The 22,794-nt window shown below is 54.5% G+C and carries 19 protein-coding genes; 4 read left to right on the forward strand and 15 right to left on the reverse strand.

What is annotated here, in order from left to right; all coding sequences use genetic code 11:
- Nucleotides 1-14 precede the first annotated feature (14 nt).
- Nucleotides 15-1,349: a magnesium transporter gene (mgtE, locus tag F8A88_RS11845; RefSeq protein WP_151151372.1), complete on the reverse strand. Its 1,335-nt coding sequence runs from the start codon at nucleotides 1,347-1,349 to the stop codon at nucleotides 15-17.
- Nucleotides 1,350-1,506: 157 nt separating this feature from the next.
- Here mgtE and nadC point away from each other — a divergent pair, with 157 nt between their 5' ends.
- From nadC to nadB, 3 genes are read left to right on the forward strand one after another with little or no spacing between them, the layout of a single operon-like run.
- Complete coding sequence (gene nadC / locus F8A88_RS11850) at nucleotides 1,507-2,379, forward strand: carboxylating nicotinate-nucleotide diphosphorylase (RefSeq protein ID WP_151151373.1); 873 nt, start codon at nucleotides 1,507-1,509, stop codon at nucleotides 2,377-2,379.
- A gap of 3 nt (nucleotides 2,380-2,382) precedes the next feature.
- Entirely contained in the window at nucleotides 2,383-3,423 is a 1,041-nt protein-coding gene (gene nadA / locus F8A88_RS11855; RefSeq protein ID WP_151151374.1) for a quinolinate synthase NadA, read from the forward strand.
- A 23-nt stretch (nucleotides 3,424-3,446) separates the two neighbouring features.
- Nucleotides 3,447-5,039, forward strand: coding sequence for an L-aspartate oxidase (nadB, locus tag F8A88_RS11860; RefSeq protein WP_151151375.1), 1,593 nt, complete (start codon nucleotides 3,447-3,449; stop codon nucleotides 5,037-5,039).
- A gap of 78 nt (nucleotides 5,040-5,117) precedes the next feature.
- On the opposite strand, the gene F8A88_RS11865 is transcribed toward nadB, so the two are convergent.
- The 6 genes from F8A88_RS11865 to F8A88_RS11890 all read right to left on the reverse strand — a co-directional run bounded on the left by F8A88_RS11865 (nucleotide 5,118) and on the right by F8A88_RS11890 (nucleotide 11,206).
- Nucleotides 5,118-6,569 (reverse strand): TrkH family potassium uptake protein, encoded by a 1,452-nt coding sequence (locus F8A88_RS11865; RefSeq protein ID WP_151151376.1) that lies wholly within the window; start codon nucleotides 6,567-6,569, stop codon nucleotides 5,118-5,120.
- Nucleotides 6,570-7,934, reverse strand: a complete 1,365-nt coding sequence (trkA, locus tag F8A88_RS11870) for a Trk system potassium transporter TrkA (RefSeq protein ID WP_151151377.1) — start codon at nucleotides 7,932-7,934, stop codon at nucleotides 6,570-6,572.
- 116 nt (nucleotides 7,935-8,050) lie between these two features.
- Nucleotides 8,051-8,746 carry a nitrite/sulfite reductase domain-containing protein gene (locus tag F8A88_RS11875; protein WP_151151378.1) on the reverse strand — a complete coding sequence of 232 codons (696 nt, stop codon included), beginning with the start codon at nucleotides 8,744-8,746 and terminating at the stop codon, nucleotides 8,051-8,053.
- Between the two features lie 6 nt (nucleotides 8,747-8,752).
- Nucleotides 8,753-9,070, reverse strand: coding sequence for a cupin domain-containing protein (locus F8A88_RS11880; protein ID WP_151151379.1), 318 nt, complete (start codon nucleotides 9,068-9,070; stop codon nucleotides 8,753-8,755).
- Between the two features lie 18 nt (nucleotides 9,071-9,088).
- Nucleotides 9,089-9,868: an ATP-binding protein gene (locus tag F8A88_RS11885; RefSeq protein WP_151151380.1), complete on the reverse strand. Its 780-nt coding sequence runs from the start codon at nucleotides 9,866-9,868 to the stop codon at nucleotides 9,089-9,091.
- Between the two features lie 21 nt (nucleotides 9,869-9,889).
- A complete protein-coding gene (locus tag F8A88_RS11890) occupies nucleotides 9,890-11,206 on the reverse strand; it encodes a 4Fe-4S binding protein (protein ID WP_151151381.1) in 1,317 nt (438 codons plus the stop codon).
- 92 nt (nucleotides 11,207-11,298) lie between these two features.
- Between F8A88_RS11890 and F8A88_RS11895 the strand changes: the two genes are divergently transcribed.
- Nucleotides 11,299-11,982, forward strand: a complete 684-nt coding sequence (locus tag F8A88_RS11895) for a Crp/Fnr family transcriptional regulator (protein ID WP_151151382.1) — start codon at nucleotides 11,299-11,301, stop codon at nucleotides 11,980-11,982.
- Between the two features lie 76 nt (nucleotides 11,983-12,058).
- Here the strand turns inward: F8A88_RS11895 and rpsT are convergent, their stop codons facing one another.
- From rpsT to mfd, 8 genes are all read right to left on the reverse strand, one after another.
- Nucleotides 12,059-12,325, reverse strand: a complete 267-nt coding sequence (gene rpsT, locus F8A88_RS11900; RefSeq protein WP_151151383.1) for a 30S ribosomal protein S20 — start codon at nucleotides 12,323-12,325, stop codon at nucleotides 12,059-12,061.
- A 103-nt stretch (nucleotides 12,326-12,428) separates the two neighbouring features.
- A complete protein-coding gene (gene glyS, locus F8A88_RS11905) occupies nucleotides 12,429-14,537 on the reverse strand; it encodes a glycine--tRNA ligase subunit beta (RefSeq protein ID WP_151151384.1) in 2,109 nt (702 codons plus the stop codon).
- Nucleotides 14,538-14,575: 38 nt separating this feature from the next.
- Nucleotides 14,576-15,451: a glycine--tRNA ligase subunit alpha gene (gene glyQ, locus F8A88_RS11910; RefSeq protein ID WP_151151385.1), complete on the reverse strand. Its 876-nt coding sequence runs from the start codon at nucleotides 15,449-15,451 to the stop codon at nucleotides 14,576-14,578.
- A gap of 16 nt (nucleotides 15,452-15,467) precedes the next feature.
- Nucleotides 15,468-16,226, reverse strand: a complete 759-nt coding sequence (gene recO, locus F8A88_RS11915; RefSeq protein ID WP_151151386.1) for a DNA repair protein RecO — start codon at nucleotides 16,224-16,226, stop codon at nucleotides 15,468-15,470.
- 20 nt (nucleotides 16,227-16,246) lie between these two features.
- Complete coding sequence (locus tag F8A88_RS11920) at nucleotides 16,247-17,239, reverse strand: RodZ domain-containing protein (RefSeq protein ID WP_161598410.1); 993 nt, start codon at nucleotides 17,237-17,239, stop codon at nucleotides 16,247-16,249.
- 18 nt (nucleotides 17,240-17,257) lie between these two features.
- Nucleotides 17,258-18,220 (reverse strand): SurA N-terminal domain-containing protein, encoded by a 963-nt coding sequence (locus F8A88_RS11925; protein WP_338325293.1) that lies wholly within the window; start codon nucleotides 18,218-18,220, stop codon nucleotides 17,258-17,260.
- Nucleotides 18,221-18,277: 57 nt separating this feature from the next.
- Complete coding sequence (locus F8A88_RS11930; RefSeq protein WP_151151389.1) at nucleotides 18,278-19,234, reverse strand: SurA N-terminal domain-containing protein; 957 nt, start codon at nucleotides 19,232-19,234, stop codon at nucleotides 18,278-18,280.
- A 13-nt stretch (nucleotides 19,235-19,247) separates the two neighbouring features.
- Nucleotides 19,248-22,715 (reverse strand): transcription-repair coupling factor, encoded by a 3,468-nt coding sequence (gene mfd, locus F8A88_RS11935; protein ID WP_277752589.1) that lies wholly within the window; start codon nucleotides 22,713-22,715, stop codon nucleotides 19,248-19,250.
- Nucleotides 22,716-22,794: the final 79 nt, after the last annotated feature.

Consider the following 22,794-nt stretch of genomic DNA (forward strand, 5'->3'; position numbering starts at 1 on the left):
CAAACGTTAAAGACTCAACCAAGAAGCATCCATCCGGCAAGGGCCAAAAAGCTCCAGAACCCAAATGCATCTGTAATTGTTGTCAAAAAGATACTCGAAGCCTGCGCAGGATCGCGCCCGATCTCTTTGAGAATGAGCGGAATCGAAGCACCGAACAGTGCCCCTACCAGCATGTCAAAAATCAGAGCTATGCCCATACACGAGGCCAGCCTGATGTCCTGCGTGGTTACCAGAAGCAGCAAAAAGACCCCAAGAGAAATCATAACTCCGTTAACAATACCGATTTTGAGTTCACGCACAACGGCAATCCACGCTTTCCTGCGGTCGAACTTTTCAACGGCCAGTTGACGAATCATGACGGCAAGGGCCTGCTGTCCGGTATTGCCAGCCTGATTGGAAACAATATGCATGAGCGCCGCCAAAATGGCCATCTTGGAAATGGTCGGCTCGAAAAGATGGACAACATAGGCCGCAATCGCCGAGTTGATCACGTTGATGATCAGCCAGGGCAAGCGTTTTCTTACGGAAAAATTGACCGGGGAATCCGTGGTCTCGTCCGCACCTGCACCAACCATGGTCTGCATATCTTCAGTCGCTTCTTCATGGATGATGTCGATGACGTCATCAACAGTCACAACACCCAGCAAGCGATTGCCGAAATCCACCACAGGCAGAGCCAAGAGATTGTAGTGCGCGATTTTCCGGGCCACCTCTTCCTTGTCGATGTTATAACTCACCGTGATCAGGTTCTGTGTTTTAACCAGATCCTTCAGTTGAGCTCCGCGACGCGCGAGCAGCAGATCACGCAACGACACCACGCCGGTCAGGCTGTCGCGATCATCCACCAAGTAGGCATAGTATGGAATTTCCTTGTCTTCCACTTCCTGACGGATCGTCTGAACGGCTTCATCTGCAGAAAGATGCTGATCCAGAATCAGAGCCTCGGTGTTCATGACACCGCCGGCAGTATCCGGATCAAAGGTCAACAGGGTCTTGAGTTCCGCCCTGTCTTCGGCTTTTATATTGCTGAGCAGGGCCTTGCGCTGATTTTCTTCCAGTTGTTCGAGCAGGTCGGTTGCGTCATCGGGTGCCATCTGTTCAAGAATCCTGGCACCAAATCCAGCATTAAGCGCTCCAACCAACTCCACCTGGTCATGCGAATCCATCTCGGCAATGGATGCTGCCGCATCCTTGACGGGGAGTTGTTTGACGAACTTGACCTGATCAGAAATGTCAAGCCCTTCAATATGTTGTGCTGCGTCTGCCGGGTGCTGCTCCAACTCCCGCTCGTCGCGATCGTCATCCTGCACCTCAAACAGTTGCGGCATGCCCTGCTCTTTTGCTTTCATGGCACCTGACCTAGCCCAAATCATGGTTCAGGTCAAAGATTATACCCGGCTTCCCCATTACAACTTTGTGAAATATTTCATCAACCCCCTATACTCTTGACGAATGTGTGGGGGTCTTTTACTTGCAATCAACGAACATGGAAAAAAGGTACCCATCATGGCAGACAAATTTGAAGAATTCTTTCAAGCAGAATCCAGAATGTTTCTGCTTGCGCTCATTCGCATAGCCTTGGCCGAAGACGGTCCGGACATGACCTCACAGGCCCTGTTCACGGATGACGACACCGCACAGGCGCAAATAGTAGCCAAGCAATCCACTATCGTGGCAGGCCTCCCTCTCATCCCTCTCATCCTCGAATTCGGCGGCGAAGCGCAATGCCGCCACATGCTCAACGTGGACGATGGTGAGCGCGTATCCGAAGGAACCATGGTCGCGGCGCTGGAAGGTCCTGCGGCATACCTTCTCAAGGTGGAACGCGTGATCATGAATTTTCTGTGCAGGCTTTCCGGCATTGCCGAACTTACTTCACGCTATGTGCAACAACTTCAAGGCACGCAAACAAAACTGCTGGACACCCGAAAAACGACCCCCGGGCTTCGTTACCCGGAAAAATACGCAGTCCTCGTGGGCGGCGGGCTCAACCATCGGAAAAACCTGGTGGAAATGCTCATGCTCAAGGACAACCATATCGACAGGGCCGGAGGCATTGCACAAGCGGTGAACAGACTTACGGCTGAATACTCCCCCTGTCCGCCCATCGAGGTCGAATGCCGCACCATAGACGAAGTCAAGGAAGCGATTTCCTGCCCTGTGCAACGCATCATGCTCGACAACATGCCCCCGGATACAATCAAACAGGCCCTGTCCATGATTCCCGACACCATGGAATCCGAGGTAAGCGGCAACATATCCCTTGATAATATCGGTTCGGTAGCCAAGCTCGGCCCAGACTTCATTTCCGTAGGCAAGTTGACCCACTCGGCCCCGGCCTCAGATTTCAGCATGCAATTCGTAACCACGGGAGCCTAAGCTATGTCCGGCGCAACCGAAGCCATCACGAAAATCCGCCAGAAAATGGGGGACCGGTTGGCCATCCTCGGACACCACTATCAATCAGACGCGGTAATGCAGCATGCGGACATCAGCGGCGATTCGCTGGAGCTTGCTCGCAAGATAGCAACGCTGGACGCAGAACATATCGTATTTTGCGGCGTTTATTTCATGGCTGAATCCGCAGCCATCCTGCGCCGTGGAAATCAGAAAATACACATCCCCGACACCACAGCTTCGTGCCCCATGGCCGACATGGCCCTTGCAGGGCATGTAAACCGGGCGCTGACTCTCCTGTCCGAGGGCGGACGTTCGATCGTTCCACTCACCTATGTCAACTCCTCTGCGGCGGTAAAAGCCGTTGTGGGTCGATGGAACGGATCGGTCTGCACATCCGCCAACGCGCAAAAAATGATGCGATGGGCACTGGACAAGGGAGACGCGGTGCTCTTCCTTCCGGATCGGCATCTCGGATGGAACACGGCCGAAGCTCTGGACATCCCTGAAAACGAACGCCTTGTGCTGGGCAAGAAACTCATTGACGGTGACCCGGAACAGGCTCTGGACCGTGACGCAGCGGCTTCAGCCCGCGTTCTGCTCTGGCCCGGTTTCTGTCCCATTCATGAAGAATTCACGATGAGCGCCATCAATGAAATCCGCAAAAACACACCCGAGGCAATGGTGGTGGTGCATCCGGAATGCCCTCCTGCGGTCACGGCGGCCGCCGATGCCAACGGCTCCACCTCCTTCATCATCAAGTATGTCGCCGAGGCTCCGCAGGGAGCAACAATCCATATTGGCACGGAAGCAAACCTCGTACATCGTCTACGCGCCCAATACAGAGGGAAAAAGGACATTGTTCCACTGAAAACGAGCTATTGCGAGGACATGGGAAAAACCACCGAAGAAAACCTCGCAACTCTTCTCGAATCAATAGAAACAGTCGAGCCGGTGGATGTTCCCGACGCCATCCGCCAGCCATCCAGAGCAGCCCTGGAAACCATGCTCACTGTCTGCGCATAGCTTTCCGGAAAGGGATACCGGCCATGAACGACCACAGAATGACGACCGATGCATTGATCATCGGCTCCGGAATAGCCGGGGCCGTTGCCGCACTGACTCTTGCCGAGGCTGGTGTGGAAACCACGATCCTCACGGCAGGGGAAGAATTGACCTGGGGTAACACCAGCCTTGCTCAAGGCGGCATTGTCTATACATCGGAAGAGGACAGCCCGAAAAGCCTCGAAAAAGACATCCTCACTGCCGGTTGGAATCACAACTACATCCGTGCAGTCCGGCACCTTGCGCAACACGGGCCGGAAATACTGAAAAAAGTCCTTATCGAAAAATATCCCGTCCCCTTCAGCAAGACACACGACTCCTGGAATCTGACCAAGGAAGGTGGCCACTCCATCGCCAGAATTTTATATTGCGCGGATCATACAGGAAAGAACATCATGGAAACCTTGGCCGAAGCTCTCAATGCTTCGCCCAATATTCGCATCCTGACCAGCAGAACGGCCATCGACCTCCTGACAACCGGGCACCATGCCCGCCACACGGATTACCAATACAGCCTCAACAACCAGTGTGTCGGGGCATATGTATTCAATGAAGAAAACAAAAGCGTGGAAACGATCCTCGCCCGATTCACCATGCTTGCCACAGGCGGCGTAGGACAGGTGTTCCTGCATACCACCAACACCCAAAGCTCCATCGGTTCCGGACTGGCAATGGCCCAACGCGCCGGTGCCAAGCTCATGAACTGCGAATACATCCAATTCCACCCCACGGCACTGTATGGAGGAGCAAAACGCGGGGAACGCCGTTTTCTCGTTTCCGAAGCAGTTCGTGGCGAAGGAGCCAAACTGGTCAATGGTTCGGGCGAAGCCTTCATGCCCAAATACGACGAACGGGCAGACCTCGCCCCGCGAGACATCGTCACCAGAGCCATCATGGACGAAATGCTCCACTCCGGGGCGGATTGCGTATATCTGGACGTTTCCAACAACGTGGACTGCGATATTCACGAACGGTTCCCTACCATTTCGCAAAACTGCGCCAACATGGGCGTGGACATCTGCAGTCAGCCTATTCCCGTGGTACCGGCTGCCCACTATTTCTGCGGCGGCGTGCTCACGGACATCAATGGGCGCACGACCCTCGACAGGCTCTACGCCGCCGGAGAGACCAGCTGCACAGGCGTGCATGGCGCAAACAGGCTGGCCAGCACTTCTTTGCTTGAAGGATTGGTTTGGGGATATGGGGCTGCCAATGATATTGCCAAACACCTCGCACACAAGAAAACCATTCTCACCCGCAAGCTCGTGGACAGCATTCCCGACTGGCAAAGTCCGGGCAACATAGAAAATGAAGATCCGGCACTGATAGCCCAGGATTGGGCGACCGTGCGCAATACCATGTGGAATTATGTGGGTATCGCACGCAACAAATACCGCCTCAACCGTGCCTTCGCGGACCTTCGCAACCTGTACAAGAATCTACAGGACTTCTATCGCAAAACCCCGCCATCCAAGCCTATCATCGACCTGTTCCACGGCAGCCAGTGCGCATACATCATTACGCTGGCCGCCATGCGCAACAAGCAATCAAAAGGGTGTCATTTCCGCGTACGGTGAAACGCCGCCCCCCCCAATAAAAAAAGGGCCTGCAGCATACAGCCGCAGGCCCTTTTCATATGCTAGAGGCACCATTTGCTATTTGCGCCAGAACTCAGGCACAAACAAGATGACCACCGTATAAATCTCCAATCTTCCCAAAACCATACAAAATGTCAGCATCCATTTGGCCATATCACTGAAATGCGCATAATTCTCCGTGGGACCAACTGTACCGATCCCGGGGCCGATATTGCCTATGCACGCCAGCGCAGCTGCAAAGGAAGATACGACATCCGCTCCTGTGCCGGCGACAACGAATGCACAGAGAACAAACAATCCGAGCCACAGGACAAAAAAGCCCCAAACACCCCTGATCACGTCATCAGGAACAGGACGACGCCCCATCTTGACCCGGGAAACAGCACGGGGGTGAATGAGGCGGAAAAGCTCCTGATATGACTGCTTCATGATCAACATGATACGCATGACCTTCATGCCGCCGCCCGTGGAACCGGCGCAACCGCCAACAAACATGCAAAACAGCAATATGGCCTGACAAACGCCCGGCCACAATTCGTAATTTGCAGTGGCAAACCCCGTGGTGGTCAGGATGGAGGCCACCTGGAACGAGGTATAGCGAAACGCGTCAGCGGTATTATCGTAATTGCCAGCCACATAGACCGCAACGGTCAGCACCAAGACAAAAAGGCTGAACAGCGAGACGAAAGTCCTGAATTCCGGGTCCTTGAACATGGTTTTAGGCTTTCCCTTGAGCAGCAGGTAATGCAAGGAAAAGTTGATTCCTGCAATCAACATGAATGCCGTGATCACATAATCGATGTACGCGCTGTCAAAATAGGCCACGGAAGTATTCTTGGTGGAAAAACCACCGGTGGCCATGGTGCCGAACGTATGGCACAGGGCATCAAACAGATCCATGCCACCGAACATGAGCAACACGGTCTCCAACACGGAAAAAAGAACATAAACCTTCCACAGCACCATTGCCGTGTCCTTGATGCGCGGCTTGAGTTTGTCCGGTACCGGGCCAGGAACCTCGGCCTTGTAAAGCTGCATGCCGCCCACACCGAGAAAAGGCAAAATGGCCAGGGAAAGGACAATAATCCCCATGCCTCCAAGCCAATGTGTCAGGCTGCGCCAAAAAAGAATACTGCGCGGCAGCGCTTCAATGTCGGACAACACGGAGGAGCCGGTGGTGGTAAAACCGGACAGGGACTCGAAAACACAATCCACAAGACCGGGAAACGTGCCACTGAAAAGAAACGGAAGGCCGCCGAATACACCGGCTGCAAACCAGCCAAGCGCCACAATGGCCATGCCCTCTCGATGACTGATCCCCTTTGCTGTCTTTTTTCTGAACACGAAAAAAAGCGTGACGCCGGAGGCCACGGTGATCAGCATGGCCAGCGCCAGGGGCATGGCCCCGGCATCACCGTAATACAGGCCCCAACACAAGGGCCAAAGCATGGTCAGCCCCACGCAGCCGACCAATGCCCCTATGACGTGCAGAACATACTGCCAACGCATCTAGAAGAACTCCATCTTCACATCCAACGCTTTTTCAACCTTGGGAATGTTCTGGCGGGTAGAAAGAATGATCAGCCGATCCTGCGGCTCGATGACCGTGTCGCCGCGGGGAATGACAACCTCGTCCCCACGCTGAAAACAGAGCACCAGACATCCGCGGGGAAAACCCAGATCCATGATGGGCTTGCCCACGATCTCTGAATTTTCCTGGGCGATCGCTTCCAGGGCTTCGGCTTCCTCGCCCTTGATGCTGGCCGTAGATATGACCTGCCCCCGGCGAATGAAATGCAGCAGGGAATTGATGGCCGACAGACGCGGGCAGACCAGATGGTCGATGCCGATAGGCTCGATCAGAGGCATGTATGCAAAGTTGTTGATTCTGGTGATGGTGCTTTTTGTTCCCAGACTCTTGGCCAGCACGCAACTCAGGATATTGGTCTCCTCGTCCCCGGTCACGGCAATGACAAGGTCAAGATCCCCAACGTTTTCCTGACTGAGCACCTCCTGGTCCGTACCGTTGCCCATAAGGACAATGGGCCGGTCCAATCGCTCGGAGAGCCAGTCGCACCGTCGCGGGTCCTGCTCCAGGATACGTGTATGATAAAACTTATTATCTAACGATTTTGCTAGCTTGTAACCGATATTACCACCGCCGATGATCAACACCTTGCGTAGAGGTTCAGCAGTGACGCCAAGGCGTTCAAGAATATCTTCCTGATCCTTGATGTCGTAGGCAAGATACACCACGTCCCCCTGCCTCACTTCGTCCGCACCGCTGGGAATTATGAGCGTATTGTCGCGCACGATGGCGGCTATGACCAGAGGCACGTCGCCAATGTGTTCGCGCAGGTTGAGCAAACGGGTGCCGATGAGCGGACTCTGGTCAGGCAGGTTGATACCGCTGAGACGTATCTTGCCCTGTGCGAACTCGCTGATTTCCATGGCTCCGGGCACGCTCATGAGGCGAAGAATGGAATCCACCACTTCCTGATCCGGATTGATTATCTTGGCGATGTTCAACCCGTCTCCCGTAAGCAATTCGGAATGATTGGTGTAATCGGCACTGCGAAGCCGGGCCAGCTTGGTTGTTTTCGGCGAAAGCCGGTTGGCGTAGAAGCAGGAAAGAATATTGACTTCGTCGCTATCGGTCACGGCCAAAAGAATGTCCGCGCCTTCCACTCCGGCATCAGACAACACTTGCGGGCTGCAGCCCGACCCTTCTATAGTCTGAACGTCTGTGGCTTCTGCCACCCGCTTGAGCGCGTCGGCAGACCTGTCCACCACCACGACTTCCTTGTTCTCTACAGCAAGGCGGCGGGAAATATGAAATCCGACTTCCCCGGCCCCCACGATAATAATACGCAAATCAGGCTCCTCGTTGCCATGACAGACTTGATCAACATGGCCTTTTTACGCATGTTTTCCCGTGTGTGCAACTTCATGATGGCAATGATTCGACCAAAACAAACACGGCGAAACGATCAATCATCGTGTTCAGGACCTCGCATAACAACACGTTTGATCATCGCAATACCAACACGCTCCACAAAGCGGGCTGTTCTTTCACGCGGTCGCGCCTTCGCCCGGTAGACCGCAAGCAGCCGGGACGCTAGAGCAATAGTCTGTTCATCATTCAAGCCCCTGCCGACTTCATCACCAGCCCGAATTTTTCGCCCGGCATTGCCGCCAAAAAAGACAGTCCACCCTTTTTTGCCCGTCCCCATCAGCCCCACATCGCGCACCACGGATTCGCCGCAACACCGGGGACAACCGGACAAACCACACTTGACCGGGGCAGGCATCGTTCCGAGATCTTCCAGCACCTTTTCCAACCGCTGTGCCATGCTTGCGGTGGACAGTGCTCCCCGCTTACACACGTCGTTTCCCGGACACCCGGAAATCATGTACTGCACAGAGGCACATGCCGAGCCCAGAGCTTGTTGCACACGGTCTGCCAAATCATTCGGCACGCCTTCCACCACCATGGTCCGGGCAGCAGAAAGACGGATTCCCGGCAATCCGAACTCCTGCACCACACGATTGACCACGCTCAAGTCGTCCGCGCAAACGCGTCCGTAGATGGATGCCACACCGACATCAAAGCTGCCGTCTCTGCGAGAGATAACGGCAGGCTTGGTATCTTCCTGCATTGCTTTTTTTTGCATCGTCACGGACATCCCTTCTCAGATCGGCGGAGCAATGGTCACCAGAACCCGCATGTCCGTATCCGCCTCAACGCCATGCGGTTCGGCAATGCGCGAGCATAGCACGTCCCCGGCACGGGCAGGGATGGACGCATCGTCCTGAGCCAAAAAACGACCTTCCCCTTCAAGCACGGCAATGGTCAGCTCGCCCTCAAGGTCATGGGAATGCACAGGCAGCTTCTGTCCGGCCCGAAAGTTGAAGCTGAGCACCTTCATATACGGCGACTCATGCACCAGCTGGCTGGAAAAGGCCAAATCCTTGAAACCGTTCAGTTCGTACAGGTTGACATTCTTCATTGTCGCACCTCCTGCGCTTCACAAATTCAGGGATTCGCGGGACAACACCCTGCCGTCACGCGCTATGATCATCCGTGTAGTCGCCACGGACCGGCCTGCCTTGGCCATGGCCCGTTCCAGAATAACGCTCATGGACGAGCAACACGGCACCTCCATCTCCATCACGGTTATGGTCTTCAAATCGTTCCGGGCAATGATCGCCGCCAACCGTTCAACATAGTCCTGCGCATCATCGAACTTGGGGCAGCCCATGACCACGACCTTGTCCCGGACATACCGGGCATGATAATCCGGCAGAGCAACGGCCACGCAGTCCGCGGTCAGCAACAAGTCGGCATCCTTCAAAAAAGGCGCGGTCGGCGGAACAAGCCGAAGCTGAACCGGCCAATGGGAAAGATTGGAAACGGCAGAAGCCTCTGAAACAGGAACATTGGCCTGCTGGCAGGGAGTCATGGTCTTGAGGGCCGCTCCCGGGCAACCACCGCCTGGCCGGGCTTTTTTGTCTATCCGCAAGCTTGCGGGGTCCGGCATGTGCTCGGGAACAGTTCTGCCCTGTTCGGTCAAAAGCTCAACAACGGCCCGAGGATCAAAGTCCTCGGCTTCCCGCTCTTCCACGGACAACGCGCCTTCCGGACATTCGCCAAGGCAGGCGCCAAGCCCGTCACAGTACACGTCGCTTACCAACCGCGCCTTTCCGTCAATGATCTGCAGGGCACCTTCTTCGCAACCCGGCACGCACAAGCCGCACCCGGTGCACTTTTCCTCATCGACCTTGATCATCTTGCGAATCACACCCATGACTCTACTCCTTTACAATATTTACATTCTCGCGACGCCAAGGAAGACCGCATGCAGACTGATCACAAGTGTCAAAAACAGAGCGCGCGAATTGACTGAATTCAAAAATGGAAACGAATAAGCGACGTGCCCACCCGGACATGCAGCAACACAATCCCCGCACAACGTGCAGTTCATTCCGGGTTGTCCGGCCACCATGGCCTCTTCGGAAAGCGCGTTGTAACGACAATGGGAAAAACAGGCCGAACACCGGGAACAATTGGTATCAATCCTGATACGCCACAGGGAAAGACGACCGAAAACAACGGCCAGCAGGCCCATGGGGCAAAAGGTCGTACAATGGACCATAAGCCCTGCCCTGCGTGAAAACACGAACATGATCCCGATGCCGATCAGGCCGAAAACCGCGGCAGCCCAAACCGCCACCAACCATGAGACGTCCTGCTGGCGCAAAATAACCGCCGCGCCAAGAACCAAAACCAAAGTGGCTCCGCGTCCCCACACGCCCAGACGCTCAAACTTCTTGTTCTGCCCGGCCTTTCCACCCCTACGGCTCATGAAATCGTCCAAGGCGCCAATATAGCAGAGATGGCTGCACCATGCCGGACCGACCAGGAAGACCGTGGCTGAAAACAGGGCAAGCATGAACACGCCCCCGCCGCGAAACACAGGGCCGGCCACAATGAGCGCGGGAACCGGAAGATGCAGATCTCCGGTCATGAGCATACGCTCCACCCCGGCCAACCCCAGAACCAGCTGCGAGAAAAAGACGATGGAGAAAAACGCCCAGATGCGTGGCCGCGCACGCCTGTTTTGTTGCGGGTCAAGCATCTTGCCGCCAATCCAGACCGCATACAGCCCAAGGGCAAACGTTTCCAGCCCGCCCCAGCCCGGAAAAAACCTGTCCGCCAGCAACAATGGAATTGCCGTCTTTGCCCGAATGAAGACAAGTACGATGATCACCACAAAAAACATGGCCGCACGCCAGCCGATGTTCTCCCTGTGACGGGAATAGAAATCACGCGCGCCTCTGCACATCAACGAAAACAGGGCCAACACATTCAGGGCTAAAACCATGCCCATGATTATGGTCGCGCGCGACCACGGAATATCCGCGGCCAACCGAAACCTGACCAGGTCAACGAAGGCGTTGACCCACTCCACGGAACCGAGCACCAGAATGCCCGCGGCCACAGGACGGACCCACGCTCTTTTGGAGAACAGGAACACGGCAAGCAAAACATGCGCAACCGCAACCCCGAGTTCACCACCCCGGGCATAATGGGCGCCCAGCAAGACAAGAGCTGACGCAGGTAAAAATAAAACCACAAAACGCATGCAATCGCCTCCGTGAGTCCAATATGGACAAACAAAAATGCCGATGACATGATTTAAGTCAAATGACAGAACAAAATACAGGAAACAAAACCATGACGGGACAAAATACATTGCAGTCAGTCAAAAGTGTGTCGATCTTCAAGGATATTCCGGAAGAAAAGCAAAAGCGGCTGGCAGAAATAGTCGTACAAAAAGGATACCGCAAGGGAGAGGTCATTTTCGAAGCCGACACCCCGGCCAGCGGCTTCTACGCGGTCATCAGCGGGAAAGTAAAAATCTACCGCAATTCCCCTTCCGGGAAAGAACAGATTCTGAACATATTCAAAACCGGAGAAAACTTTGCCGAGGTGCCAGTCTTCGAAGGCACGACCTTTCCCGTACACGCCCAAACCCTTGAAAATTCCATACTGCTCTATGTGCCGAGAGTGGAATTTGCCCGCATCATCGCCAGCGACCCTGATCTGGCCATGACCATGATGGCACAACTGTCATCACGATTGCGTATTCTGGTCAACAAGATCGAAGACCTGAGCCTCAAGGAAGCTCCGGCCCGGGTTGCCGCCCACCTGCTGCTGCTTGCCGGAAGCAGGGAATCCGCAACGTTCACACTGGACCTGCCCAAGGGACAAGTGGCCTTTTATCTGGGCACTATTCAGGAAACCCTGTCGCGCATACTCAAACGGTTTGTAAAAGACGAAATAATCGCCATGAACGGCAAGGAAATAACGATCCTGGACAAACAAGCCCTCAACAAAATCGCCGAACAAGGAAGATAGAAAACCCACGGTTCAAACGGTAAAAGCCCGCCACACATACGTGTAGCGGGCATGAAATGCTCAAAAGAACTCGGCGCTAGGCTTCGATCTTGTTCACGGCCTGCTGCAGGCGGGAAATCCTGCGGGCAGCAGTGCGGGGATGCATAACGTTCTTGCGGCCAGCCTTATCCAGGATGGACGTGGCAGCCTGCAAAGCTTCCTGCGCCTTGGGGGCATCGTTAGCTTCAATGGCATCACGAACGGCCTTGACCGTGTTCTTGATGCGAGTCTTGGTCATACGGTTGCGCAGGTTGCGCTTGAGGCTCTGACGGTGCCTTTTCAGTGCGGACTTGTGATTCGCCAAAACAGTTCTCCTAAAATCTATTAATTAAATTCGTAATAAACGATTTGTTCGCTTCCGAAGACAGGGATGTTTATATGTCCACGCCCCTGTTTGTCAAGCCCTTTTACACTTGAAGGGCATTAAAATCAGCCAAACGGCCAAGACGATCGACCAGAGCCTTGAGCAGGTTCAGACGATTCAGACGCAATGTCGTATCATCGCACATGACCATAACGTTGTCGAAGAACGCATCCACAGTAGGACGAAGTTCTCCCAACATACGGAAAAGACCGGAAAAATCATCAGCATCCCAAAGGTCTTCGAACGCTGCTCCCGTCTGTTCCAGCTTGGCGGCCAAGGCTTTTTCCTGCGCATCCCCGAGTTGCTCCGGGTCATAGTTGCCGGTCAACTCCTGTCCGGCCTCATCGCCCTGTTTGCGGATGATATTCGCCGCCCGCTTGAAAGTCAGCACGGCCTGTTCAAAGCCATCAGTACCGCTGAATTCAGCCAACGCCTCAAGACGCTTCTCCAGCGTGCGCACGTCTTCAAAACCGGCGCCAATGGCCGCATCCACGACCTTGGTCTCGAATCCCTTGCCCGAAAACAATGCCCGCAGTCGGTTGGCAAAAAAGTCCAGAAGCCGTGCCTTTGCCTCACCATCGTCCAGTTTCCACTTCACGTCGGAATATGCGGAACGAGCATAGGACAACAACTCAGCCAGATTCACATCCAGCCCGTGCTCCATGATGATACGGCATATTCCAAGTGCACAGCGGCGCAATGCAAACGGGTCATTGGCCCCGGTAGGCTTTTTGCCGAGGCCGAAACAACCGGTAAGCGTGTCAGCCTTGTCAGCCATGGAAAGCAGAGCACCGGACAGACTCGACGGAACCGGAGTCTCGGGTCCTGCCGGAAGATACTGCTCGTACAGGGCTTGGGAGATCACATCACCCTTGCCCGCCTTTTCCGCGTATATGCCGCCCATGACGCCCTGCAAGGAATCAAATTCGTTGACCATTTCAGAGACGAGATCCGCCTTGGCAAGACGCCCGGCCTGTGCATATGCCTCCAACTCGCCGGGGAGAATCCCCTTGGGCTCGGCGACAATCGTTGCGAGTTGGCCACACAATTTTTCCAGCCGACGGGCCTTGTCGCCCATGCTGCCCAGCGGGCCAAGGAAAACCACACTTTCGAGCTTGTCCAGCCAGGTCTGGAAATCAACACGGCAATCGGCTTCCCAGAAGAAACGGGCATCCTCCAACCGAGCCTTCAGAACACGCTCCCACCCCTTGCGAACAAGCGCTTCATCCTGAGGGACAAGATTCAGGGTGGTCAGGAAATGTGGCAACAGCTTTCCGTCTTTCCCTTGAACACCAAAGCTTTTCTGGTGACTCTGCATGCTTGTCAGCAACACTTCACGCGGCACTTCAAGATACATGGAATCAATATTGCCAAGAATAGGAACCGGCCATTCCACAAGGTTGGCCACTTCCTGCAACAGGCTCTCCTTCCAGACAATGGCTCCCCCTGCCTCGGCGGCCAGTCTATCGCCTTCTGACACAATGATCTGCTTGCGCCGCTCCGGATCCAGAATCACCTTGGCCTTGGCTTCCATGGTTTCAAAATATTTCGAAGCATGCTCAATGGTCCACGGCCCGGCTCCCATGACGCGATGCCCATGGGAAATACGGTCAGCTGTGAGGTTTTCCACGGAAAACTCGACCACGGCGTCATCCAGCAGGGCCAGCAGCCATCGGATGGGACGGCCAAAGGCAAAATCATACCCGCCCCAACGCATCCTTTTGGGAAAAGTCATGGCTTCCACGGCACGCACACACAAATCAGGCAGAATATCGAGGCTCTTGCCGCCGCCCACATTCTTTGTGGCGGCCAGATACTCACCCTTGTCTGTCTTCATGGTAAAAAGATCGGCCTCGGCCACGCCCTGCGTCTTGGCAAAGCCTTGACCGGCCTTGGTCAGGTTGCCGTCCTCGTCATAGGCGATACGCACCGGAGGACCGGACACGGTCTCCTGCTCGCTGCGCTGCTCCTCACCCATGCCCGTTACGTGCGCGGTCAGCCTGCGCGGGGTGGCATAGGTCGCCACGTGATCACAATCGATCATGGCCTCGGCAAGCAATTTCTCAAACCGCGCTGCCAGCTCGTCGGCCAGCTTGGGCACAAAACGCGCGGGCATTTCCTCTATTCCGATTTCCAGAATGAATTCTGCCATTATTCCACTCTTTTCGTTGCTGGTTCGCCCGTCAAAAACTATTCGTTCCGGCCAAGCATGGGATAGCCCATGTCTTCACGCTGCTGCGCATAGAGCTGCGCGATCTTCGAGGCAAGGTTGCGTACCCTGCCGATATAGGCGGCACGCTCGGTAATGGAAATTGCGCCTCGGGCATCCAGCAGGTTGAACGAATGCGAACACTTGAGACAAAAGTCGTATGCAGGCCACGGCAAGCCCTCTTCACAAAGCTTCAGACACTCACCCTCGAACTTGTTGAACAGGTCGAAAAGCATGTCCGCATCGGAAAGCTCGAAATTGTACTTGGACATCTCGACTTCATTCTGATGAAAGACGTTGCCGTACGTCACGGTGTCGTTCCACTTCAGGTCGTACACGGACTCCTTTTCCTGAAGATACATGCACAAACGCTCAAGCCCGTAGGTGATTTCCACGCTCACCGGTTTGAGATCAATGCCGCCCACCTGCTGGAAATAGGTAAACTGGGTGACTTCCATGCCGTTAAGCCAAACCTCCCAACCAAGTCCCCAGGCGCCAAGCGTGGGAGACTCCCAGTCATCTTCCACGAAACGGATGTCGTGTTCGCGAATATCAATACCGATGGCACCGAGGCTCTCCAGATACAGATCCTGTACATTGTCGGGCGACGGTTTCAGTATGACCTGAAACTGGTAGTAATGCTGCAAACGGTTGGGATTCTCTCCATACCGACCATCCGTGGGTCTCCTGGAAGGCTGCACATAGGCCACGTCCCACGGTTCGGGGCCGATGACCCGGAAAAAGGTGGAAGGATTGAACGTGCCCGCTCCGACTTCAATGTCCACAGGCTGAACAACGACGCACCCCTGCTTGGCCCAAAAGTCCTGCAGCTTCAAGATGACGTCCTGAAAATTCATGTAATACTCCAACGTATCAAACTTTTTTATAGTTCCTGCCCTCCCACTGGAGGCCAAGATGATAGGCAACAAAAAACTCGATCAATTCGAAAATCTGACTTCGAACATCTGCAGACATGCCTACGCCGCTCCACTGCGCCGGACTGCTGCGCATGATCCAGTCCAGCGCGCGCAATGCACCGACCGTAACGGGTCGAGCTAGTCCATCTACCGCTTTATTGTCCGATTTACAAGCAGAGCATGTCACCTGCCCGCTTTCCACGGAAAAAAGAACTTTTCCGACACCATTGAGCACGGCCCCACAGCGTGAACAGGACAGGAAATCCGGTGTGAAGCCCATTGTGAAAATCAGCCGCGCGCGAAAAAGCAGTGGAAAAAGATCGCCTTCGGGTTGCTGGTCGGCCAATGTTTCAAGCAAATCAACAAGCAGACCGAATGCAATGCGGCCATCATCTGCCCCGGGCTCGATAGCCTCGATGAACTTGATGCAATTCACGGCCTGTCCGACCAACGCCTTGTTGCGCTTCAGGGCCTGAAATCCGTTCAAAAGGGTTCCCTCGGTCAAACGCTGATACGCTCCGCGCTTATCCGAGGTTATGGAAAAAAGAACAAGATTAAGGGGATCAAGACACCCGAGAAAACGGCGACGGCTTCGCAGTCCGCCAAAGGCAAAGGCAGTGAATACGCCATGGGATGGAGTCAGCAGCCTGACCCAGGCGTCAGCCTCACGAAAACGCCCTACCCTGAGCACAAGGGCCTTTTCCGTGGCTTCCATGCATCATTCCTCGTCCGGAGTTACAATTTTCCGAAACGCAAATCCTGGGTTTTACCCTTCCCGGGGTCAAGCGGATACTCTTCGCCATTGTATTGAACAACTACGCCAGGGACATTGCCGATGCGAATACGGCGAAAACTATTAAACTTCAAACGAAGCGGCTCTCCATTGCGCAAGAAGAAATCCCTTGCCATATCGTTACCCTCGCTCTTCCACACACCAACCCAACATCCCTGCTTAGTTGTGGCGCGTATAACGAGAACATGAGCATATTTAACAGCATCAGCGTCATCGACATCGCTTTCGCCGGAAACGAACTCGTCATTGTTGCCGGTGTTTTCGGAAAGCGTTCCTCCTCCAGCACTTTGCCCTGCAGCAACAGAGGCCGTTTGCACGGCCTCCGAATTATTCTTCTGTTCCTTATCCGCAACACTGTCAGCGTCACTTTGTTCGTCCGAGCTATCAGGTGCTGCTGCAACCACATCTCCGGTCGCCCCGGCCCTTTCAGCAGATATGTCTTCGTTCGGCTGCTCTGCCGATTCCGCCACAACACTTTCAGAGGAAATCACTGCTTCTGATTGCTCGGTAATGGCTGTTTTCTGATAAAAACCAAAGTAATACACCAGTCCCCCCAGCAATGCCAGCAAGGCAATGATGATCGCGACGGAAAACATCGAATTCTTGCGATTTCCCGGCCTTCTTTCCACATCCTGAAACGCCAGATCAGCACGCGGATTCACCTCGTAATCCGTCGCATCCAACGCATCGGCTTCCACCGACTCCGTTACATCGAAGACCTGGGCCAATTCATCGGCATCCAACCCCAAAAAACGGGCATAGCTCCGAATGAAGCCCTTGGCATACACGGGATGGGGCAATTCGTCCTTGTTTCCATCCTCAATGGCAAGCAGGTTGCGGCGACTGATCTTGGTGACTTCCATCACCTCCTTGATGCTCAGGCCGCGGCGCTCGCGCTCATCCTTGAATATATTTCCAACTTCCTTGAAATCCATTTCTTTCTCCGGATTCATTTAATCCATGTAGCGAATCACGGCCTTTTCCTTCAACCCCTTGAGGTATTCGTCATAGACCTTTTCACGTTTTTCCTTGAGGAGTTCCGTGTATATGGAATCCTTGACTTCTTCAAACGGGACATATGTTCCCTTACTATTCCCAAGCAAACGGATGATGACAGGAGCGCCATTAATCTCCACCGGCCCCTTGATGTCGTCAACCTCCATCCCGCGCAGTGCAGCACGCCAGTCATCGTCAAGACTGGACCAGGACATTTCACCGATATCCCCACCGCTTTCAACGCCGGGGCCATCTGAGTACTGCAATACAGCCTCCTCGAAAGACAGCTCACCGTCATTAATCTTGCGCATGACCTCATCTGCGGAAACATTATCGGGAACCATGATGATGGCCAAATGCACACCGCCGCCAGTAAAGTATTCCTGCTTCCTGGCTTCATAGGCTTCACGTGTTTCGGAATCGGTAACCAGCACCTTGCGGCTGACCATGCCTCCCAAAAGACGTTGCTTCTTCATGTTGCTGCGGATCTGTTCCTGCAGAGCGTTCATGTCCAGCCCTTCCCTGGCCAGTTGCTCCTTGAACGCGGCATCGTCAAGATTGCTGCGTTCCTTGAGTCTATCGACCTCGGCCTGAACGGCATCCTCGTCAACCGTAATACCGTATTTTTCAACTTCCTGTGCAAACAGCATTTCCTGAATCATGCTGTCGAGCAACTTCTTGCGAATTGCTTCCAATTCGCCGCGTCCCGGCTCCTGTCCAGCCTGTTTGTATCGGCTCATAACGATCTGCATCCGTTCATTCAGGTCATACTCTGTAATGATCTGATCATTAACAGAAACAATGATCCTGTTGGCCACGTACTCGTCGGCCATTGCAGGAAGACTGGACACCAAAAGGACACAAAATATCAAAAAAACATTTCGCACAAGCGACTCCTGATTACTGCACAATGAATTCACACTTTAGACGCTTTGCCAAAACTATGCAACGCACCGAAAGTGTTGGATTTGAAAGCTTCAGGAAGAAGGTTCCGAATCCTCTTCCCCCTGTCCTTCCTCTTCGGATTTCGGGACAAGATGCTCACTGACCTCGATAACGGAACGCGACAGGGCCCCATCAAGCCATTCGGAAAAAGCCGTGGCAAGCTTCTGGTCCAGCAAGGCCTCTTCCACAAGAGGATAGGCTTGCGTGGGGGTAAGCACCTTTGCCGGGCTACGCTCCAGCAAAACAATGGCCTCGAAACCGAATTTTTCCGAAAGCACTCCCGAGGCCTGTCCCGGCTGAACCCCATCCAATGCACTTTTCCACGACACCGGCAATTTCCCCTCGCGAACGATGACTTCGCGGGCGGAAACTTCGCCCAACGAGCGCGTCAGGGACTGCAGGTCGTTATCCGTCAGATACCGTTCAACCGCACGTTCAACAAGCTGTCGATTCGGACCGCGCAAAACGAGCAGTTTAAGACTGTCCGGCAAAAAATAATCCGCGATATGCTGCTTGTAGTAGGCTTCAGCTTCCTTATAATCGATCTTGGCTTTGGGACGCAGTACCTGAGAATAGAATTTCTTGACCGCAAGATGGTACAGCAACTGCTGCCGCCACGCCTTGAGGTCAATGTATTCCTCTATGAGGACCTGCTCAAAGGCGCCTTCCGGGTAATCGGACCGGACCTGGTCCTCGGCTTCCTTGAGTTCCTTGTCGGTCACTGCAAGGTCGAGGCGCTGCAACTCCTGCAGAATAAGCTCCTGCACAATCAGATCACCCAGAATCTGACCGTATTCGGTGCGCAACTTTTCAACGCCCGGCACGATTCTGCCGCCATAATCGGCCTGCATCAGGTCGTGCTGAAACTCCAATTGCGAAAGCTGTATGGGGTGCCCGTTGACACGGGCGACAATGCCGACCTCTCCGGGTTCCGAGGAACACCCGGACAAAACAATCAACATCAATGCAAAAAGCAAAAATCGTTTCATGACAATCCTGTATCTACTGCCGTTCTTCCGGCAATTCAGTCCGCAGGGACGCTAAATCGGCTGCAAGCTGTTCCAAAGCCCGACGCACCGACTCATGTTCGGCATATCGTACTTCAATCCTTCCGGGAGGAAGCATCCGGGCGCGGTCTTGCTGTGCGGAAACCCAAGCCACAAGGTCTTCCGGCCGGACCGCGTCCACACCTTCGCCCCATGACAGAACGGCCCGGCCCGGGTACAGTTCCGCCCGCTCCACCTGCAGCAAGGATAAAACCTGCTTCAAGGCAAGAATGCCGAAGAAGGTGGCCAATTCATCCGGCACAGGCCCGAAGCGATCGCGTATTTCAGCTTCCAATTCTTTGAGGTCCCGATCTGAATGCGCCGCGGACAGGGCCTTGTAATAACGAAGGCGTTCACGTGAGTCCGCAATGTATTCGCCGGGGATATGCGCTTCAAACACGAAATTCAGTTCCGGATCGCTGGCCCGGCTTCCCTGTTCTCCGCGCAACCTTCGAACCTCTTCTTCAAGCATTTCAAGAAAAAGCTCAAGTCCAACCTTAGCAATCTGGCCGGATTGGGCCTCTCCGAGTATGTTCCCGGCACCACGCAGACGCAGATCTTCCATGGCCACCTTGAAACCCGCTCCGAGGTAATCCATTTCCAATATGATACGCAACCGTTTGCGCACCTTTTCCTGCAAATCGTCCACGGACGGCACAACAAAATAGGCATACGCCTGACGGTCGCTGCGGCCAACTCGGCCCCTGAGCTGATACAACTGCCCCAGTCCGAACATCTGGGCCTGATCGACGATCAGGGTGTTTGCATTGGGAAAATCGAGACCAGACTCCACAATGGCCGTACAAACAAGCACATCCAGTTCGGCGTGCCAGAAACCATGCATGGTTTCTTCCAGTGCTTTTTCGGTCATGCGGCCATGGGCCATGCCCACACGCGCCTCAGGCACGAGTTCCTGTACGAATTCGGCCACACGCTCCAGCCCGTTCACGCGGTTGTATACCCAAAAAATCTGCCCGCCCCGCTCCAGTTCCCGCTGCAACACTTTTTTGAGCGCCTTCTTGTCGCGGGTCATGATCCCCGTTTCAACAGGTTTGCGGTCCTGAGGCGGTGTTTCAATGACCGAAAGCCCGCGCAACCCGGAGAGGGAAAGCTGCAAGGTACGCGGAATCGGAGTCGCGGTCAGGGTCAATACATCGATATTCTGGCGAAACTGCTTCAGACGTTCCTTGTGCTTGACGCCGAAACGCTGTTCCTCATCCAGAATAAGCAACCCGATATTGGGCAGGGCCACATCCTTGGAAAGCAGTCGATGCGTACCTATGAGGATATCCAATTCACCACGCGCTGCCGCCTCCAAAACCGTTTTCTGATGCTTGCGCGATACAAAGCGGCTGAGCATGCCCACACGAATGGGAAAGCTCTCCATGCGCCGGGTAAAGGTTTGGTAGTGCTGCTCGGCCAACACTGTGGTGGGACACAAAAGCGCTGTTTGCTTGCCTTCCAGCGCTGCCCTGAATGCCGCACGCAGAGCGACCTCGGTCTTGCCGAAGCCCACATCCCCGCAGACCAGACGGTCCATGGGTTCGGGCTTCTCCATGTCCTCGAAAACTTCCTTGATGGCCTTGTCCTGATCCGGTGTGGCTTCAAAGCCGAATGTGGCTTCAAAATCCCAATACAGCTCATCAAGCGGCCCGTATCCGTACCCCTTGGCTACACGGCGAAAGGCATACATCTCCACCAATTCATGGGCAATCTTTTCAACGGCCTTGCGCACTCGGGCTGTGGTATTCTTCCAGCGGGTTCCACCCAGCTTGTCCAAAGCCGGTTCCCCGGCTTCCGGCCCTTTGAATCGCTGCACCAAATTCAAACGATCCACGGGCAGATACAGTTTATCATCGCCTGAAAACTGCAAAAGAAGATAATCGTTTGCCACATCGCCGATCTTCATGTGGTGCAAGCCGCCAAAACAATTCAGGCCGTAATCCCTGTGAACCAACAGATCGCCATCTTCAAGGTCTTCATACTTGTCCAGACCCTGGAAGGCCTTGGACGACGGCGTATGTGCCTGAACCGGGTTTGGCTGCAGCACGTCCTCGCCCAATATGCGCAAACGGCACCAGTGAAGCTCCACCCCCTTCTTGAACGGGGCAACCAGAGCGAACACCCCCTTTCCGTCCGGATGGTATTCGATCTGCACTGCGAGATTCTCAGGGTCGGCAAGAGAAAGGAACTTGTCCCGCGAACGCGCTGAAGAAAAACTCAAAATCGTCCGATACCCGGAACGCGTCCACTCCTTCAGAGCCTGCATCAGCGTAGCCCATGGACGCCTCACCTGTTCGGGCTGCCAAAAAAGATCGGCGAATTCGGTGATACGCTGCTCAGGCAACTCCATTCCGTCGCGCTCACGGCCCAGAGTCAATTCCTCAAAAACAATTTGGGGACAATCCTGCCATACCTGCCGGGCCACAGCCTCGCCGCGCACAATGTACCGCATGGGCCAGCGCAGGCCGGAAACACGTTCCTGCTCCGCCAAATAATCGCGCCATCCCTGCTCACAATCTTCCAGTCTTCCACGCAATTCCCCACCGGAACAGAGAATGAATCGCACGTTGGACGGCAAATGCTCTTCCAGACCGCCGGAATCGTCATAAAACAACCCAGGCCATACATATCCGTCCTCATTTGAAAGGCGATCGGTAAGGGCGTGTTCCTCGCGAACCGTCATCTCACCGGTAGTCCGAAGGCGTTTCCAGTAATCCAAAGCCCTTGAAGAACGGTCAGGCGAACATATCCCCGGTGCCACGGGAAGGAGTACGGCCTCATTCAAGTCCGCCTTGGACCGCTGGGAGGAAAGATCGAACATGCGCACTTCCTCAAGCGTGTCGCCAAAAAACTCAAGACGCAAAGGAAGTGGATAGCCCGGCGCAAATACATCGAGAATATCACCACGCATGGCCATGTCGCCGCATCCGGCAACAAAATCTCCGCGGCGATACCCCCAGGAAACCAGTTGTTCCATGACCAGTTCCGGAGACATGTCCTCCCCTCTGGACAGCGACAACCAACTGTTGCGCACAATGTCAGGGGCGGGCCAGAACGGCAAAAGATTGTCCACAGTAAGAACAACGCTGGCGGGACGAGAGCCGTATTCGAGAGCATATAATGCGGCCCATCGCTCTCCCCAGTCGGAAGGCCCGGGGGTTTTGGGCACAAACGAACCAAGGCAGATATGACCACGCTCCCACACCGGAGCAAACGGGTCATGATCAATCGGTCCGAGCAGTCGAAAAAGAGAATCGAACTCCCTGCATTCCCGAACACCAGGCACAACAACGACCGAACTAAAACCTCTGGCCATCAGTGCCCTGGCAACCACGGCCTGGCTTGCAAGCCCGCTCTTGAAAATCCGCAAACCCGATGTTTTGCCGCTCAGAAAAGCGCTCAGATCCGAATTAAAAGTCAACGACGGCCCTCGCGGGGATCATGCCCCATTATGAAAGGCCGCCCTGTCGCTCTCGCGAAAGGCGGCCGGTTGCTGTAAA

Origin of the sequence: Pseudodesulfovibrio senegalensis (genome assembly GCF_008830225.1) — a bacterium.
Classification (GTDB): Bacteria; Desulfobacterota; Desulfovibrionia; order Desulfovibrionales; family Desulfovibrionaceae; genus Pseudodesulfovibrio; species Pseudodesulfovibrio senegalensis.

Coding starts and splice junctions, on each gene's coding strand:
- recO (WP_151151386.1), bottom strand. CDS start 16,226: ATGGAAGCCACGGAAAAGGCCCTTGTGCTCAGGGTAGGGCGTTTTCGT.
- F8A88_RS11930 (WP_151151389.1), bottom strand. CDS start 19,234: ATGAAACGATTTTTGCTTTTTGCATTGATGTTGATTGTTTTGTCCGGG.
- F8A88_RS11920 (WP_161598410.1), bottom strand. CDS start 17,239: ATGGATTTCAAGGAAGTTGGAAATATATTCAAGGATGAGCGCGAGCGC.
- nadA (WP_151151374.1), top strand. CDS start 2,383: ATGTCCGGCGCAACCGAAGCCATCACGAAAATCCGCCAGAAAATGGGG.
- F8A88_RS11865 (WP_151151376.1), bottom strand. CDS start 6,569: ATGCGTTGGCAGTATGTTCTGCACGTCATAGGGGCATTGGTCGGCTGC.
- nadC (WP_151151373.1), top strand. CDS start 1,507: ATGGCAGACAAATTTGAAGAATTCTTTCAAGCAGAATCCAGAATGTTT.
- mgtE (WP_151151372.1), bottom strand. CDS start 1,349: ATGAAAGCAAAAGAGCAGGGCATGCCGCAACTGTTTGAGGTGCAGGAT.
- F8A88_RS11895 (WP_151151382.1), top strand. CDS start 11,299: ATGACGGGACAAAATACATTGCAGTCAGTCAAAAGTGTGTCGATCTTC.
- F8A88_RS11885 (WP_151151380.1), bottom strand. CDS start 9,868: ATGGGTGTGATTCGCAAGATGATCAAGGTCGATGAGGAAAAGTGCACC.
- glyS (WP_151151384.1), bottom strand. CDS start 14,537: ATGGCAGAATTCATTCTGGAAATCGGAATAGAGGAAATGCCCGCGCGT.
- glyQ (WP_151151385.1), bottom strand. CDS start 15,451: ATGAATTTTCAGGACGTCATCTTGAAGCTGCAGGACTTTTGGGCCAAG.
- F8A88_RS11875 (WP_151151378.1), bottom strand. CDS start 8,746: ATGTCCGTGACGATGCAAAAAAAAGCAATGCAGGAAGATACCAAGCCT.
- nadB (WP_151151375.1), top strand. CDS start 3,447: ATGAACGACCACAGAATGACGACCGATGCATTGATCATCGGCTCCGGA.
- F8A88_RS11890 (WP_151151381.1), bottom strand. CDS start 11,206: ATGCGTTTTGTGGTTTTATTTTTACCTGCGTCAGCTCTTGTCTTGCTG.
- F8A88_RS11880 (WP_151151379.1), bottom strand. CDS start 9,070: ATGAAGAATGTCAACCTGTACGAACTGAACGGTTTCAAGGATTTGGCC.